Here is a 16,001-nt window from a genome sequence, read left to right as displayed (position 1 = left end):
TTCGCGACGGCGCGGCATCCGACTGGGTCCAATTTGGCGCAGTTCGGCGGGGCACAGCGACGGGCTGACGCCTTTATGCTGTCATTCCGGGCCGCTTTTTGTCAGATCGGTGGGATGAGCGCGAACACCTACCTCCCGATCGTCCGGCTTCTGGCCGCGATGTTGTTGCTCGTAACATCGACCGCCCCCGCCCGCGCCGACGATATCTCCGCCACCGCGCGCAGCGTCGTCCGCGTCGTCACGATCGCGATCGTCGACGACGAAGTCGTGGGGTTCGGCCACGGCAGCGGCTTCGCGGTGTCGCCCAACCGGATCGTCACCAACGCGCATGTCGTCGAACTCGCTGCGCGCTACCCCGGCAACGTGGTGATCGGCGTGGTGCCGTCCGAGGGCACCAAGGGGGTGGAGGGCAAGGTCATCGCGATCGATACGGTGCATGATCTTGCGCTGATCGAATTCACTGGTGCCCGCCTGCCGACGGTCGCGCTCTATACCGGGCCGGTCGACGAAGGTAGCGACGTGACTGCGCTGGGCTATCCCGGCAACGTCGATCTTGCGACGGCGCGGTCCGCGGCGGATTACATCCACCCGCTGTCACCGATCCGGTCGGAGGGCGTGTTCTCCGGGCGGCGACAGATGTCGGGCACCGCAGTGATGCTCCACACCGCCGGGATCGCACGCGGCAATTCGGGGGGGCCCCTCCTTGATCCGTGCGGGCGGGTGATCGGCGTCAACTCGGCGATCACACAAGGGGAAGAAGGCGACACCAATTTCGGCTTCGCGATCGCCAATAGCGAGGTGGCCGCCTTTCTTGCGCGCGCGAAACAGCCCTATGCGTCGGTCGGCACCCCCTGCACCAGCATTGCCGATGTCGACAAGGCGGACCGCGACGCCGACGCGCAGGCGCTGTCCGCCGCCGACGCCACACGGCGTGCGGCCGCTGAACGCGCGGCGCTCGAACAGCAGGGTACATTGGGCACCGCGCGGATCGCGGCCGATCGCCGCCGCGAGAATGTGATGGCGATCGCGACGCTGCTGCTGGTGCTCGGTGCGATGGGGATCGGCGCAGGCGCGCTGTTCGACCTCCAGGGGCAACGCCGCCGCGCGATCTGGGGCTGGGCCGGCGGTGGCGCGCTGATGCTCGGCGCGGTCGTGGTGTTCGTCCTGCGTCCGACGGGTGAGACGCTACTGCCCAAGGGTGGCTCGACACCGGTAGCCGTCGCGTCTTCGGCGGCGGTGTCGTCGACTGCGGCACTCGGCAAGCTGGTGTGCCGCTTCGTCCCCGAACGCAGCCGCGTCGTATCCTCACAGACGACCAACGTCCTGATCGACTGGGGCAACGCGGGCTGCATGAACGGACGTACGCAATATGCCGAGAACGGCAGCAAATGGGATCGCATCCTGGTACCGACCGAAGAGCAGACCGTGTCGGTCATGCAATTTGACCCCGCCACGCACCAATATGTCACGCGGCGCTATTTCCTGTCGGCGGATCAGATGGACACGGTTCGCAAGATCCGTTCGCAGGTCACGCTCAAGGCGTGTTCGCCCGACGAGGCGGGGCGTGCCAATCTGGCGACGCAGCAGGCGGCGATCCGCACCGCCCTGCCCCCGCAGCCCAACGAAAAGATCGCTTATACCTGCTCCGCCGACACCGGGTCAGGCGGGTGAGCGCCCACGCACCCACATCGGAGCGACGAACCGCCCGCGACGATACGCCAGAACCAGCAACGCCACCCCGAACGCGGTATCAACCAACACCGCGGGTAGCGACGCTTCGGCGCCGAACCGGCCGCCGGTCAGCCATTCCGGCCCCTGCACCGATGGCACCAGCAACCCGGTCTGCTTGAAGCCAGACACTGCGATTCCGTAGATCCCGCCTTGCGCGAAGTTCCACGCCGCATGCAACCCGATCGCAGCCCACAGCCGCCGCGTCAGCATGTAGAGCGCCGCGAGCATGATGCCTGCTTCCAGAGCGATCGCGACCGCCGCCGAAACCGTCGCGCCGGGATTGCCGAGATGGAGCGCCCCGAACAGCGCAGCCGACAGCGCCAGCGCGATCCAGCTGCCGAGCAATCGTTCGAGCAGGCGGAAGAACAGCCCCCGCAGCACGATCTCCTCGACCACGCCCGACAGGATCGCCATCGCCGCGGCGGGGTAAAGCGACGCCACCGTCCCCGTGCCGACGACGCCATATCCCCCCAACAAGGCGATCAACCCGATCACCGCACTGAACAGCAAAAGCCCCGCGCCGAACCCTGCGCCGAGTTCGCGCGCCCAACCCGCAGCGCCGAACTCATCGACAGGGCGACGTTCGATCAGTCGAACGAACGCGACATACGCCCCTGCGATCAGCGCCGCGAACGCTGTTGCCTGCAAGACGCTGACCGGCGTTCCCTTCAGCGGCGGCGACAGCTTGGCGAACATGCTCGCGACGATCTGGCCACCGAAGACGAAGACAAACCCGATAAAGAGGAGGACCAGCGGGAAGTGAATGAAGCGCCAGATGCGGCTGTTCGGTGGTGTATTCGGTTCGGTCGGCAGCATGATCGATTAAGTCCCCCAATGAACTGCCATGCTATCTGTCATGGTAGCCCAAAGGACAATACTCAGTCGTGTCGTTCCCGCTTGCGCAAGACAACCTTGCGATCGACCCCATATGCATAGCCGCCAAGCGTCCCGTCACCGCGCTGTACGCGGTGACAGGGGACAACGATCGCCACCGGATTTGCGCCGCATGCGGTCCCGGCCGCACGGACTGCCCCCGGGTTGCCGACCATCGCGGCAAGTTCGGCATAGCTGCGCGTTTCCCCCAGCGGGATTGCGCGAAGCGCCTGCCAGATCGCCTCCTGGAACGCAGTACCCTGCACGTCGAGCGGCAGATCGTGATCGCGCTCAGGTGATTCGACGCTGGCGACGACCTGCGCAGCGAGCGCAGCAAGCGCCGACCCGCCTTCCACAATCTCTGCATTGGGAAACCGCGCACAAAGCGCGGCTTCGTCTTCATCAAACGAAACGCGGCACAAGCCTCGGTCGGTCGCGGCGACGAGCATCGCGCCGAGGCTGGTATCTGCAATCGTCCAGCGGATCGTCACCCCTGCCCCGCCGCGCTTCCAGGCGCTCGGGCTCATCCCCAACCGTTTCGCGCCATCCTCATAAAAGCGACTCGGCGCCGAATATCCCGCGTCATAGATAGCGGCGGTCACGCTCGCGTTTCCCGTCAGCGCCTTCGCGGCACGCTGCGCTCGCAAGCCGCGCGCATAGGCAGCGGGCGTTACGCCAGTTGCCCGTTTGAACAGACGATGGAAGTGGTGCGGGGCGTATCCGACCTGCAACGCGAGATCGTCGAGCCCGATCATTTCCTCCGCCGCAGCCAGCAGCGCCACCGCTTGCGCCACGGCGATCCGGTCGCGCCCGACCTCATCGGGTTTGCAACGAAGACACGCACGATAGCCCGCTTCGCGCGCTTCGGCCGGATCACGGTAGAAGGTCACATGCTCGCGTTTGGGATGCCGTGCCGGACAGCTCGGCTTGCAGTAGATGCCGGTGGTCCGCACCGCGCCGACGAAGCGCCCGTCGCTATGCCGGTCCCGCGCCTCGAACGCGGCCCAGGCGATGTCGGGATCGAGAAGGAAGGTCTGCGTCATCCAGTCGGTATACGCTTAGGCGGGATGTCGGGCCATCCCGCCGTTTGCGATCAAAGCATCAGCCGCCGTTGGCGGCGAACAGCTCCAGCGTGCGCTGCTTGGCCAGCTTCGCACTTTCGACGTCGTAATCGTCGCGGCGATCCGAATTGAAGCCGTGACCTGCGTCATAGACGTAGACCGTTGCGTTCGGCCAATCCTTGTCGATCACCTTCTGGACGCCGTCCATCGGGATATGATCGTCATTCTTGCCGAAGTGAAGGATCGTCGGAACCTTGGGTTCTTCGTCCGCCGCATCGGGGATCATCGCGCCGTAATATCCCGATACCGCAGCGACGTTCTGCAACTGCGTCGCCGCCTTCCACGCGACCGAGCCGCCGTAGCAATAGCCGACGACGAACACCGGCCCCTTGTCGGCAAGCGAATCGATGCACGTCTGAACGTCGGCGAGCGTCAGCTCGAACGGATGCAGCTTGCTCGCGAGTTCGACCCCGCGGGCGAAACCGTCGCCGGAATATTCTGCTTCGAACCCCGGATGCTCGCGATCGAACACGGCTGGCGCGAGAACCTCGAAGCCATCCTTGGCATAGTCGTCGCACAGGCTGCGGATATGGTCGGTCACGCCGAAGATTTCCTGCACCAGCACCAGTCCACCGCGCCGGTTGCCGCTGGGCTGCGCGTGATAGACGGCAATTTCGGCACCGTCGGACATCGTCATGTTGATCGTGGGCATACGCTACTCCTTAACACTGCGCGCGCCATAGCGCGCCGGTGCCCGCACGCTCAACGGTTTTACCGCACCCGTATGTCTCTGGTGTTCAGCGACGTGATCGTCCCGCTCCGGACACATTTCAGTGCACGGCTTGCATCCCCGGCAACCCGATGCTAGCGAACCGGCAACCCATCTGGAGGCGCGTTTTGCCGCCTTCATTCCCCGTGGGGCCATCTTACGACGTCCAAGAGGATCTTAATCGCGTGGAGACATCCGGCGGTATTCAAGCAAGCTTAAGCGGACGTTATGCCACCGCATTGTTCGAGCTTGCCCGTGACACCCGTAGCATCGACGCAGTCGAGGCGAGCCTTGGTCGTGTGCGTGAAGCACTGGCCCAATCCGACGAATTCGCTGCGCTGGTCGCCAGTCCGGTGATCTCGCGCGCGGCCGCCGCCAAGGCAGTTGCCGCGGCCGCGGAGATGATCGACGTGGACGACACGACGAACAAGTTTCTCGGCGTCCTCGCCGACAACCGTCGCCTGCCGCAGTTGCCAGCCGTGATCCGGGCTTTCCGTGATCTTGCCGCACGCCACCGCGGCGAGACGACCGCAGAGGTCACGTCGGCGCATCCGCTTTCGGACGATCAGGTCGACGCGCTCAAGCAGCAGCTGCGCACCCGGATCGGGACCGACGTTTCGGTCGACCTGTCGGTCGACCCCGCACTTTTGGGAGGGCTGGTCGTCAAGATCGGCTCGCAGATGATCGATTCGTCGATCCGCACCCGTCTCAACACCCTCGCGCACGCGATGAAAGGCTGAAGTCGTAATGGATATCCGCGCCGCAGAAATCTCGAAGGTCATCAAGGACCAGATCGCATCGTTCGGCACCGAGGCGCAGGTCTCGGAAACCGGACAGGTGCTCAGCGTCGGTGATGGCATCGCGCGCATCCACGGGCTCGACAACGTCCAGGCGGGCGAAATGGTCGAGTTCTCGAACGGCGTGCAGGGCATGGCGCTCAACCTCGAGGCCGACAATGTCGGCGTCGTGATCTTTGGCTCGGACAGCCAGATCAAGGAAGGCGACGTCGTCAAGCGGACCGGCACGATCGTCGACGTCCCCGTCGGCAAGGGCCTGCTCGGGCGTGTCGTCGACGGTCTCGGCAATCCGATCGACGGCAAGGGTCCGATCGTCTCGGACCAGCGCAGCCGCGTCGAGGTCAAGGCACCGGGCATCATCCCGCGCCAGTCGGTCAGCGAACCGGTCCAGACCGGGCTCAAGGCCATCGACGCGCTCGTTCCCGTCGGCCGTGGCCAGCGCGAGCTGATCATCGGCGATCGCCAGACCGGCAAGTCGGCGGTGGCGATCGACACCTTCATCAACCAGAAGGCAGCGCATCAGGGCAACGACGAGTCGAAGAAGCTGTATTGCATCTACGTCGCGGTCGGCCAGAAGCGTTCGACCGTCGCACAGCTCGTCCGCACGCTGACCGAGCAGGGCGCGATGGATTATTCGATCGTCATCGCGGCGACCGCGTCCGACCCTGCCCCGCTCCAGTTCCTCGCACCCTACACCGGTTGCGCGATGGGCGAGTATTTCCGCGACAACGGCATGCATGCGGTCATCGTCTATGACGATCTCTCCAAGCAGGCCGTTGCCTACCGTCAGATGTCGCTGCTGCTGCGCCGCCCGCCGGGCCGCGAAGCCTATCCGGGCGACGTCTTCTATCTTCACTCGCGCCTCCTCGAGCGTGCAGCGAAGATGAACGACAAGGAAGGCGGCGGCTCGCTGACCGCACTCCCGATCATCGAGACGCAGGCAGGCGACGTGTCGGCCTACATCCCGACCAACGTGATTTCGATCACCGACGGCCAGATCTTCCTCGAGACCGACCTGTTCTTCGCGGGCATACGCCCGGCGATCAACGTCGGCCTGTCGGTGTCGCGCGTCGGCTCCGCCGCGCAGACCAAGGCGATGAAGAAGGTGTCGGGCTCGATCAAGCTCGAGCTCGCGCAGTATCGCGAAATGGCGGCGTTCGCGCAGTTCGGTTCGGATCTCGATGCATCGACGCAGCGCCTGCTCAACCGCGGTGCGCGTTTGACCGAGCTGCTCAAGCAGGCGCAGTTCCAGCCGATGCCGTTCGAAGAGCAGACCGTGTCGATCTTCGCGGGCACCAACGGCTTCCTCGATACGGTCCCGGTCAACGCCGTCGTCCGCTACGAGCAGGCGATGCTGTCGACGATGCGCAGCGATCACGCCGATCTCCTCAAGGACATTCGCGACAAGCGCGACCTGTCCAAGGAGACGACCGAGGCGCTGAAGACCGCGCTGGGTGCGTTTTCGAAGACGTTTGCGTAAACTTCTCCCTCTCCCCCACGGGAAGAGGGCAGACGAGCGAAGCGAAGTCGGGAGAGGGGCAGTAATCTGAGCGCGGCGCTCGATACTGCCCCTCTCCCCGACCCTCTCCCCCGGGAGGGAGAGGGAGAAGAAGGACGAGAATGGCAAGCCTAAAGGCCCTCAAGATCCGCATCGGCTCGGTGAAGTCGACGCAGAAGATCACCAAGGCGATGAAGATGGTCGCCGCTGCCAAGCTGCGTCGCGCGCAGGAAGCGGCTGTTGCCGGTCGCCCCTATGCCGAGCGGCTCGAGCAGGTGATGGCGAGCCTCGCGTCGAAGGTTTCGGTCAGCGAATCGAGCCCCAAGCTGCTCGCGGGCACCGGCAAGGACCAGGTCCATCTGCTGATCATCGCGACCAGCGAGCGTGGCCTCGCGGGTGCATTCAACTCGAACATCGTCCGCGCCGCACGCCGCAAGGCCGAGGAACTCGAAGCTGCGGGCAAGACCGTAAAGTTCTACGTCGCGGGCAAGAAGGGCCGGGTCATCCGCCGCTTCTTCCCGACACAGATCGCTGCCGATCACGAGATGAGCCACATCAAGACGGTGTCGTTCACGGACGCCCGCGCGATCGCAGACGACGTCATCGCCCGCTTCGAAGCGGGCGAGTTCGACATCGCGCATCTGTTCTACGCAAAGTTCCAGTCGGCGCTGGTGCAGACCCCGGTCGGCAACCAGATCATCCCCGTCGCGATCGACACCAATGCCGCTCCGGTTTCGGACGGTGGTGCCGCGGTCGAGTATGAGCCCGACGAGGAAACGATCCTCGCCGATCTGCTCCCGCGCAACGTTGCGATCCAGGTCTTCCGCGCGCTGCTCGAGAACGCAGCGTCGGAGCAGGGTTCGCGCATGACCGCGATGGACAATGCGACCCGCAACGCGGGCGACATGATCAAGCGTCTGAGCATCCAGTACAACCGCGCACGTCAGGCCGCGATCACGACCGAGCTGGTCGAAATCATCTCGGGCGCCGAAGCGCTCTAAGCAGTCGATACGAGGAAAGAACCATGGCAACCGCCCCCGAAATGACCACGCCTCCCCAGGCTACCACCAACAGCGTCGGCCGCATCAGCCAGGTCATCGGCGCCGTCGTCGACGTGACGTTCGAGCAGGATCGCCTCCCCGCGATTTTGAACGCGCTCGAGACGTCGAACAACGGCAACCGCCTCGTGCTCGAAGTCGCGCAGCATCTGGGCGAGAACACCGTCCGCACGATCGCGATGGACTCCACCGAGGGTCTGACCCGCGGCCAGGAAGTCACCGACACCGGCTCGCAGATCCGCGTTCCGGTCGGCCCGCAGACGCTCGGCCGCATTCTCAACGTCATCGGCGAGCCGATCGATGAACGCGGTCCGGTCGGCCACACCGACACGATGCCGATCCACGCACCGGCGCCCCTCTTCGTCGACCAGTCGACCGAGAGCGCGATTCTGGTCACCGGCATCAAGGTCATCGATCTGCTCGCGCCGTATGCGAAGGGCGGCAAGATCGGCCTGTTCGGCGGCGCGGGCGTCGGCAAGACCGTGCTCATCCAGGAACTGATCAACAACATCGCCAAGGGCCACGGCGGCACCTCGGTGTTCGCAGGCGTCGGCGAGCGCACCCGTGAGGGTAACGATCTCTACCACGAGTTCCTCGACGCGGGTGTCATCGCCAAGGACGCCGATGGCAACCCGACCCCCGAGGGCTCGAAGGTCGCGCTCGTGTTCGGCCAGATGAACGAGCCGCCAGGCGCGCGTGCCCGCGTCGCGCTTTCGGGCCTGACGATCGCAGAGTATTTCCGCGACGTCGAAGGCCAGGACGTGCTGTTCTTCGTCGACAACATCTTCCGCTTCACGCAGGCGGGTTCGGAAGTGTCGGCACTGCTCGGTCGTATTCCGTCGGCCGTGGGCTATCAGCCGACGCTGTCGACCGACATGGGCGCGCTGCAGGAGCGCATCACGTCCACGAACAAGGGTTCGATCACCTCGGTGCAGGCGATCTACGTTCCGGCAGACGATCTTACCGATCCGGCGCCAGCAACCTCGTTCGCTCACTTGGACGCGACGACCAACCTCAACCGCGCGATTTCGGAGCTGGGCATCTACCCGGCCGTCGATCCGCTCGATTCGACCAGCCGCGTGCTGACCCCGGCGATCGTCGGTCAGGAGCATTACGACACCGCCCGCCGCGTCCAGGAGACGCTGCAGCGCTACAAGTCGCTCCAGGACATCATCGCGATTCTGGGCATGGACGAGCTTTCGGAAGAAGATAAGTCGACCGTGTCGCGCGCCCGCAAGATCCAGCGTTTCCTCAGCCAGCCGTTCCACGTCGCAGAAGTCTTCACCGGCATCAGCGGCAAGTTCGTCCAGGTCGAGGATACGGTCCGGTCGTTCAAGGCGGTTGTCGATGGTGACTATGATCACCTGCCCGAGAGCGCTTTCTACATGGTCGGCGGGATCGACGAAGTCGTCGCCAAGGCCGAGAAGATGGCCAAGGAAGCCTAATCTACTAAAAGCCCCTCCCCTTCAGGGGAGGGGTTGGGGTGGGGCAGTCCAGCAGTGCTGATGCTCGGTGAGACACCCCCCACCCCCACCCCCTCCCCTGAAGGGGAGGGGCGAAGAGAGAGATACGATGCTGCACTTCGAACTCGTCACGCCTGAGAAGCTGGTCCGCTCCGAATCGGTCCACATGGTCGTCGTCCCCGGCACCGAAGGCGACTTCGGCGTGCTCGAAGGCCATGCGCCCGTCATGTCGACGATCCGCGACGGCGCGCTGTCGGTCTATCGCACCCCCGACGGCACCCCCGAGACGATCACGATCGAAGGCGGTTTCGCCGAGGTCAGTGCACGCGGCCTCACCGTCCTGGCCGAGCGCGTCGTCTGATCGAACGCCTCCCTGACTCGCGTAGTTAGGCAATTATCAACCGTTCGCTCTTAACCCTGATTCCATCATGGGAAAGACAGCGGCATGAGTGCATTTGGGCGTCGTCCCGGAATTGTGGGACAGGGTTCTCGCCCCGCGTTCGGCGTGGCTCGTCCAATGCAGGGCGGCGGCAGCGTTCGGTCGGTAGAGGCCGACGCCGGCGGTGAGCAATTCCCGCCCCTGCCGACATCCGCCGACGAAATCGATCCGTTCGGTGCGATCCCGCCGCTGCAGCAGGATGCGATGCAGCGCCTGGCCGACCGGCAGGCATCCTCCGGCGACGCCGGAAACTCCAAGGTCGAGGGCTTCGAAAGCTCGATCCACAAGATCAAGGAACAGGTGCTCCCGCGCCTGCTAGAACGCGTCGATCCCGAAGCTGCCGCGACGCTCGACAAGGACGAGCTCGCCGAGGAATTCCGCCCGATCATCGGCGAAGTGCTCGCCGAGCTGAAGCTGACGCTCAACCGCCGCGAACAGTTCGCGCTGGAAAAGGTGCTCGTTGACGAACTGCTTGGGCTCGGACCGCTCGAGGAGTTGCTCGCAGACCCGAACATCACCGACATCATGGTCAACGGTCCCGACCAGACCTATGTCGAGCGCAAGGGTAAGCTAGAGCTCGCGCAGATCCAGTTCCGCGACGAGGAGCATCTGTTCCAGATCGCACAGCGCATCTGCAACTCGGTCGGCCGTCGTGTCGACCAGACCACGCCGCTCGCCGACGCCCGCCTGAAGGACGGCTCTCGCGTCAACGTGATCGTTCCCCCGCTGTCGCTCCGCGGGACCGCGATCTCGATTCGTAAGTTCTCCGCCAAGCCGATCACGCTCGACATGATGGCGGGCTTCGGGTCGATGTCGCCCAAGATGGCGACCGCGCTCAAGATCGCGGGCGCGTGCCGGTTCAACGTCGTCATCTCGGGCGGTACCGGCTCGGGCAAGACGACAATGCTCAACGCGCTTTCCAAGCTGATCGACCCCGGCGAGCGCGTGCTGACAATCGAGGACGCGGCCGAACTGCGTCTGCAGCAGCCGCACTGGCTCCCGCTCGAAACGCGTCCGGCTAACCTCGAAGGCCAGGGGGAGATTAGCATCCGCGATCTCGTCAAGAACGCGCTGCGTATGCGCCCGGATCGCATCATCCTCGGCGAAATCCGTGGCAGCGAATGTTTCGACATGCTCGCCGCGATGAACACGGGTCACGACGGCTCGATGTGTACGCTCCACGCTAACTCCCCGCGCGAGGCGCTCGCGCGTATGGAGAACATGGTGATGATGTCGGACATCAAGGTGCCCAAGGAAGCGATCAGCCGTCAGATCGCGGACTCGGTCGAGATGATCATCCAGGTCAAGCGTCTGCGCGACGGCTCGCGCCGCGTCACCAACGTGACCGAAGTGATCGGGATGGAAGGCCCGGTGATCGTCACGCAGGAACTGTTCAAGTTCGAATATCTCGACGAAAGCGCCGACGGAAAGATCATCGGTGAATATCGCTCGATGGGGCTACGGCCTTACACGCTTGAGAAGGCTCGGACTTTCGGGTTCGACCAGGCCTATCTGGAGGCGTGTCTATAAGCCCGTTCAGCACGTCCCGTACGAATTGCGGCCAAGGCGCGGTCGAGCATATCGTCGTCGTTTCTCCCAAGCGGGGCACGTAGCGGGATATCCGGGACGATACCCCGCGCCACCAAACTGCCGCTCGGACGAATGAGCATGGCTTTGGCATATCCCACCACAATCCCTGTACGGGGCAGTGTGAAGCTTTCCATCGCGCCATAGGTCGTTGCCAGGTCGGTGGTTTCCTCGCCCAAGATGGTTCCGAAGCGATAATCCTGCACGATCGCTGCAACACTGACAGTGTTGGAATAGGAATAACGGTCGATCAACACATAAACCTTGCCGGTGAATCGTTCCCCGGTCCGTGGCGGCGTCAGTGGCACTGGGAACGACCGTACGCTTCCAGGCTTCGCATTGGCGTACAGGTCCGCAAGCCGCGGCGAAATAAAGTCGGCGACACCGTCCCTGGCTGATGCCGCCATCCGCGCAAGATTTGAGGCGACTGTCTCGTCACTGATCCGGATGCGAAAATCCGAAACGAACCGGAACGGTCGCGTTGCAAACCACGCTATCATGGGGTCGCTAAAGGATGCATCGCCACCGGGATTGTTGCGCAAATCAATCAGTAACGTGGTTGCGCCAGCCGCAAGAAAGCCGCGGAACGCCGAGTCGACATAGGCTGTGAACGCGCGCGTATCCCAAGGGTTGGCGCCAGCGTCGATATTGTAGAACGGTCCGGGACGAAGATAGGCAACCGCCTCTGGAAGCATCTTTGCGACTCTGACCGGGTCTGGCCGCGGCGCGGGCCTGATAGCCGCGATCTCCGCCGCCGTGCGCCCGGCAAGCTTGACCTTGCGCACGTTGCCATCCGGACGACGAACGGTCAGCTCGAAAACCGGCTGCGCCCCATATTCTAACCAAAGATATGCTGGCAGCCGGTATTCGATGATCGAATGCGCCAGATACGGCGTATCGGCGGAGACGTTCCGCCCCAACCGGGAAAGCACGTCGGGCATTGGCGTACCGTTCAGCCGCACGATCTCATCGCCGACTGCAACATTCGCCTCGCCATCTGCCGGAGCGATCACAAACGCCCGTCCGGCATCGATCCGCAGTTCAAGTGGAAAAATTCTGTTTCCGGCCTTGGTATAGCGGTCATAAGCGGCTGTCGGGAACGCGATCCGGGTGTGCGCCACCTTGATCTTTGCGACGAACCTTTGAAATCGTGTCTGCACTTCAACGAGCGGCATCGGGTGGTTCAGCGTGGCAAGCTCTGCAGCGAACGCACGATCCAATACCGCTTTCGAGGTTCGAGCATAAACGGCATATTGCGCGGACCGCAGACGCGCATACAGCGCACGAAAATCTGCCCTCATAGCCTCCGCGCCGATAAGCGCCGGAGGAGAGGAAACTGCAGGGTTTGCCCAAGCCGGACAGCCCACCGCGAATGGCAAAAGAAGAAGACTGAGCCCCATCAGGCCACGCGACCAGACATGCTGTATCGTCATCAAACAGTCCCCCAGATGTCAGACTGATGCGCCCACGTGTATTACACAATCAGCACACCGATGCAACCTGGCTACAGGTCGCTGACGTCACCAAGCCCCGTCCTGCATCCGACGCAGGCGCTCGTGCTCGGGTCGGCTGATGACGGGTTCGGGATGACTGCTGGTCGGCAACGTGCCGTGTCCGAACAGGCGCTTTCCCGGTCCCCAACACCAAGGGGAACGTCATGAGCACCAATTCGTCGAGCAACCCGACCGCCAGCAGCGGGGGATAGAGCGTCGATGATCCCTGGATCAGCAAATCCGGACCGTCGCTTGGCTTGAACGCGCGGACCGCGGCGATGTCATCGAGCCGGTCGCTGTTGGCCCAGTCAAGCGGCTGGTTGCCGCCTGTCACGACATACTTATCCGCTGCGGTCAGCGCCGCGCCCATGTCCGCCATCGCGCCCTCGACGAACGGTCAATAGGCCGCAAAGATGTCGTAGGTCCGCCGTCCGAGCAACAGCGTATAAGGCGGGTTGAACAGTCGGCCTATCACGGGATCGATGACCGCGTCGCCGACCCCGAACATCCACCCCCAAGATCGAAGCCTCCGGTCGGATCCTCGGTGGGTCCCCCCGGGGCCTGGATCACCCCGTCAAGCGACGCGAACGCGGCCCCTGTCAGCTTTCGCACTGGCCATCCCCTCCCAGTCCAAGACATATCAACCTGCCGACGATCAATCGAGTCGAACAGGCGTGCACGCGTCTGCAAAATCGCTAGCGCGAGACGAACCATGCGGCCATGTTCCCGAGCGAAGGTAGCGCGCGCAGTGCGACGTGCAGCTACCGCCATGGGAGATCGGCATGACTGTTAAGCGCACCGCAATCGGACGTTCGGCTCTTCTCGCGACACTCGCCTTGGGGATCATGGGCAATGCCGCGGACCCGACCGCCTTCGCCTCCGCCGCCGACATCACGGCTCAAGTGGCGGCAATGGAGCGGGACATGAAGCAGGATCAGGGCTTCGCATGGAAGCCGCTATTGCGCGACGGCGAAACGGTCGCGGCGGTCGAGATCTGGAAGAAGCCGGGCCGCCCCGCGGTCCACCCGGATCAGGCGGAATATGCGACCGTCATCGCGGGAAGCGGCACGCTAATTTCCGGCGGCACGCTGGACGCACCCACCGCCGTCAAACCCGATCTGACCGAGGGGGCGCGGATCCTGGGGGGCACCACGCGTGCGCTCAAGCCCGGTGACGTGGTTCTGATACCGGCGGGCGTCCCGCACTGGTTCGGGATCATCGGCAAGCGGCTCGTGCTGCTTGGGACCAAATTGGCCATCAAGCGCTGAGGGCCATCTCGCCCCCGACATCACCCATGCTGTGCCGCCACCACGCACAGCGCCGCGGCGATCAGAGCGAACATCTGGACGGACCGCCAGTCCAGCCAGCCGACGCGGTCCAGGTCGTCACGGCGCGTGCGGCGCCAGTCCGCGACGCCCGCAAGCACCGCCCCCACAAGCGCGATCACCGCGCCACCCCACCACATTGCTTCCCCCGTCAGCTGCCGAGCTTCTCCACCTTGTCGTTCAACCGCCCGAGTTCGGCCTTCAAGGCGGCGATCTCATCGTCCTTGGATGCGTGTGTGGCTGCGGACGCTGGTGCGCCGGGCCGCGGTGCAGGGTTCCCTGCTCCGGGCTCGCTACCGGGCTTGAACGCCGCGGTCGCGGCCTCGAACATCGCCATGTTCTGCTTCGCCAGTTCGGCAAACGGCGAATTGGCAAACGCGCCCTCGACTGCCGATTTGAACTGCTGCTGATTGCGGCGGAAGCTGTCCATCGACGCCTCGAGATAGCCCGGGACCATCGCCTGCATCGAATCCCCGTACATCGAGATGAGCTGCCGCAGGAACGGCACCGGCAGCATCGTCTGACCGCGCTGCTCCTCTTCCATGATGATCTGGGTCAGGATGTTGTGCGTGATATCCTCTTCGGACTTCGCATCGATAACCTTGAAATCGCGCCCCTCGCGCGTCATCGCGGCAAGGTGTTCCAGCGTGATGTAGGACGACGTCTCGGTGTTATAGAGGCGGCGGTTTGCGTATTTCTTGATCGTCACCGGGCCGTCGCCCGGAATGGTCTTCTTCATGGAGAAGGGCTCCCGCCTTATGGTCTCAGAGACCCTACCACCTTTTATTGCGGCGCTGCAACACGAGGCTCCGCAGCGAATATCATACGCCCCACGCCCTTTGCCGCTGTTTCTCGACATGTTGCATACACAGACCGCAGCATCGCCCGAACGCCGCACTGCAGCACTCGCGGGCCTGCGCGCGTATCAGGATGCGCCACGGGCCACGCCGCACAAGCCGGCACCGGCGCGCTTTCGCAAAGGTACGGCACGAGTCCGCGACTATGCGCCGCGCGGATCGACCGGACATCCCGTGCTGTTCGTTCCGTCGTTGATCAACCCGCCGCATATCCTTGACCTGCTCCCCGACCGTTCGTTGCTGCGCTGGCTTGCGGCACAGGGACACCGGCCGTTCCTGCTCGACTGGGGAACCCCTAGTCCCGACAAGGCGCTTGATATCGACGCGCATGTCGAACGGATTCTGCTCCCGCTGATCGCGAAGTTCGACCGTCCGCCAGTTCTCGTCGGCTATTGCCTTGGCGGCACGATGGCGCTTGCCGCAGCGATACGGTCACGCGTGGCCGGACTCGCGCTGGTCGCCGCGCCGTGGCGGTTTGCGGGGCTGGGTTCTGCTGCGCGGTCGGACATCGCACAATTGTGGAGTGCCGCGCGACCGGTGTGCGAGCGCATGGGACTGGTTCCGATGGAAGTTCTGCAAAGCGGCTTCTGGCGGCTCGATCCTGCTCGGACGATCGCCAAGTACGAAACCTTCGCGCAGACCGATCCCGATTCGCCCGCGTTCCGCCAGTTCGTCGCGATGGAGGATTGGGCGAATGCCGGTGCCCCCCTGCCCTTCGCTGCCGGCCGGCAATTGTTCGAGGACTTCGTCGCGCAGGACGGTCCGGGATCGGGTGGCTGGTCGCTATCGGGAACACCGATCACCCCGGACGCGCTCGATTGTCCGTCGGTGGACTTCGTGTCGCGCAACGACCGCATCGTCCCCGCGGCGACGGCGGCGAACCTCGCGGACCGCCGTGATCTTGGCGCGGGGCATGTCGGAATGATCGTCGGGAGTGGTGCGCAAACACAACTGTGGGAGCCGCTGTCGGACTGGCTAAATTCTCTGCCGGAACCTAAATAGAAGACCTCTTTCGTCGCTCGCCGTTTTTCGTGCGGCATTTTGAACCAG

Annotated in this window: 16 protein-coding genes; 9 read left to right on the top strand and 7 right to left on the bottom strand. The window is 64.1% G+C overall.

Going from position 1 to position 16,001, the window contains the following annotated elements; all coding sequences use genetic code 11:
* Positions 1 to 114 precede the first annotated feature (114 nt).
* A complete protein-coding gene (locus ABIC17_RS06240) occupies positions 115 to 1,671 on the top strand; it encodes a S1C family serine protease (RefSeq protein WP_354280114.1) in 1,557 nt (518 codons plus the stop codon).
* On the opposite strand, the gene ABIC17_RS06235 is transcribed toward ABIC17_RS06240, so the two are convergent.
* The 3 genes from ABIC17_RS06235 to ABIC17_RS06225 all read right to left on the bottom strand — a co-directional run bounded on the left by ABIC17_RS06235 (position 1,660) and on the right by ABIC17_RS06225 (position 4,377).
* On the bottom strand, positions 1,660 to 2,547 hold the full coding sequence (locus ABIC17_RS06235) for a CPBP family intramembrane glutamic endopeptidase (protein WP_354280112.1): 888 nt from the start codon (positions 2,545 to 2,547) through the stop codon (positions 1,660 to 1,662). The two genes, ABIC17_RS06240 and ABIC17_RS06235, sit on opposite strands and share 12 nt — an antisense overlap.
* 62 nt (positions 2,548 to 2,609) lie before the next feature.
* Positions 2,610 to 3,647 (bottom strand): bifunctional DNA-binding transcriptional regulator/O6-methylguanine-DNA methyltransferase Ada, encoded by a 1,038-nt coding sequence (gene ada, locus ABIC17_RS06230; protein WP_354280110.1) that lies wholly within the window; start codon positions 3,645 to 3,647, stop codon positions 2,610 to 2,612.
* Positions 3,648 to 3,705: 58 nt separating this feature from the next.
* Complete coding sequence (locus ABIC17_RS06225; RefSeq protein ID WP_354280108.1) at positions 3,706 to 4,377, bottom strand: dienelactone hydrolase family protein; 672 nt, start codon at positions 4,375 to 4,377, stop codon at positions 3,706 to 3,708.
* Positions 4,378 to 4,619: 242 nt separating this feature from the next.
* Here ABIC17_RS06225 and ABIC17_RS06220 point away from each other — a divergent pair, with 242 nt between their 5' ends.
* The 6 genes from ABIC17_RS06220 (at position 4,620) to ABIC17_RS06195 (ending at position 11,219) form a co-directional block, all read left to right on the top strand.
* Positions 4,620 to 5,174: a F0F1 ATP synthase subunit delta gene (locus ABIC17_RS06220; RefSeq protein WP_354280593.1), complete on the top strand. Its 555-nt coding sequence runs from the start codon at positions 4,620 to 4,622 to the stop codon at positions 5,172 to 5,174.
* 7 nt (positions 5,175 to 5,181) lie between these two features.
* Positions 5,182 to 6,711, top strand: coding sequence for a F0F1 ATP synthase subunit alpha (gene atpA, locus ABIC17_RS06215; RefSeq protein ID WP_354280106.1), 1,530 nt, complete (start codon positions 5,182 to 5,184; stop codon positions 6,709 to 6,711).
* A 140-nt stretch (positions 6,712 to 6,851) separates the two neighbouring features.
* Positions 6,852 to 7,730 (top strand): F0F1 ATP synthase subunit gamma, encoded by an 879-nt coding sequence (locus ABIC17_RS06210; protein WP_354280104.1) that lies wholly within the window; start codon positions 6,852 to 6,854, stop codon positions 7,728 to 7,730.
* 41 nt (positions 7,731 to 7,771) lie between these two features.
* On the top strand, positions 7,772 to 9,232 hold the full coding sequence (atpD, locus tag ABIC17_RS06205) for a F0F1 ATP synthase subunit beta (protein WP_354280591.1): 1,461 nt from the start codon (positions 7,772 to 7,774) through the stop codon (positions 9,230 to 9,232).
* 127 nt (positions 9,233 to 9,359) lie between these two features.
* Positions 9,360 to 9,611 carry an ATP synthase F1 subunit epsilon gene (locus ABIC17_RS06200; protein ID WP_354280102.1) on the top strand — a complete coding sequence of 84 codons (252 nt, stop codon included), beginning with the start codon at positions 9,360 to 9,362 and terminating at the stop codon, positions 9,609 to 9,611.
* Positions 9,612 to 9,695: 84 nt separating this feature from the next.
* On the top strand, positions 9,696 to 11,219 hold the full coding sequence (locus ABIC17_RS06195) for a TadA family conjugal transfer-associated ATPase (RefSeq protein ID WP_354280100.1): 1,524 nt from the start codon (positions 9,696 to 9,698) through the stop codon (positions 11,217 to 11,219).
* On the opposite strand, the gene ABIC17_RS06190 is transcribed toward ABIC17_RS06195, so the two are convergent.
* Together ABIC17_RS06190 and ABIC17_RS06185 are read right to left on the bottom strand one after the other, a co-directional pair.
* Entirely contained in the window at positions 11,198 to 12,709 is a 1,512-nt protein-coding gene (locus tag ABIC17_RS06190; protein WP_354280098.1) for a S41 family peptidase, read from the bottom strand. The genes ABIC17_RS06195 and ABIC17_RS06190 overlap by 22 nt on opposite strands.
* 49 nt (positions 12,710 to 12,758) lie before the next feature.
* Positions 12,759 to 13,148, bottom strand: coding sequence for a dihydrofolate reductase family protein (locus tag ABIC17_RS06185; RefSeq protein WP_354280097.1), 390 nt, complete (start codon positions 13,146 to 13,148; stop codon positions 12,759 to 12,761).
* A gap of 403 nt (positions 13,149 to 13,551) precedes the next feature.
* On the opposite strand from ABIC17_RS06185, the gene ABIC17_RS06180 reads away from it, so the two are divergent.
* On the top strand, positions 13,552 to 14,037 hold the full coding sequence (locus ABIC17_RS06180; RefSeq protein WP_354280095.1) for a cupin domain-containing protein: 486 nt from the start codon (positions 13,552 to 13,554) through the stop codon (positions 14,035 to 14,037).
* Positions 14,038 to 14,057: 20 nt separating this feature from the next.
* Here the strand turns inward: ABIC17_RS06180 and ABIC17_RS06175 are convergent, their stop codons facing one another.
* Both ABIC17_RS06175 and phaR read right to left on the bottom strand, forming a co-directional pair.
* A complete protein-coding gene (locus ABIC17_RS06175; RefSeq protein WP_354280093.1) occupies positions 14,058 to 14,234 on the bottom strand; it encodes a hypothetical protein in 177 nt (58 codons plus the stop codon).
* Between the two features lie 11 nt (positions 14,235 to 14,245).
* Positions 14,246 to 14,833: a polyhydroxyalkanoate synthesis repressor PhaR gene (phaR, locus tag ABIC17_RS06170; RefSeq protein WP_354280091.1), complete on the bottom strand. Its 588-nt coding sequence runs from the start codon at positions 14,831 to 14,833 to the stop codon at positions 14,246 to 14,248.
* A gap of 19 nt (positions 14,834 to 14,852) precedes the next feature.
* Between phaR and ABIC17_RS06165 the strand changes: the two genes are divergently transcribed.
* The gene (locus tag ABIC17_RS06165) at positions 14,853 to 15,953 is read left to right on the top strand and encodes an alpha/beta fold hydrolase (protein WP_354280089.1); all 1,101 of its coding nucleotides are present in this window, start codon (positions 14,853 to 14,855) and stop codon (positions 15,951 to 15,953) included.
* The last annotated feature ends 48 nt before the right edge of the window (positions 15,954 to 16,001 follow it).

The organism is Sphingomonas sp. PvP056 (assembly GCF_040549155.1).
Taxonomy (GTDB): domain Bacteria; phylum Pseudomonadota; class Alphaproteobacteria; order Sphingomonadales; family Sphingomonadaceae; genus Sphingomonas.
Note: the sequence above shows the minus strand (reverse complement) of the source record. Positions and strands in the feature narration are given on the sequence as shown.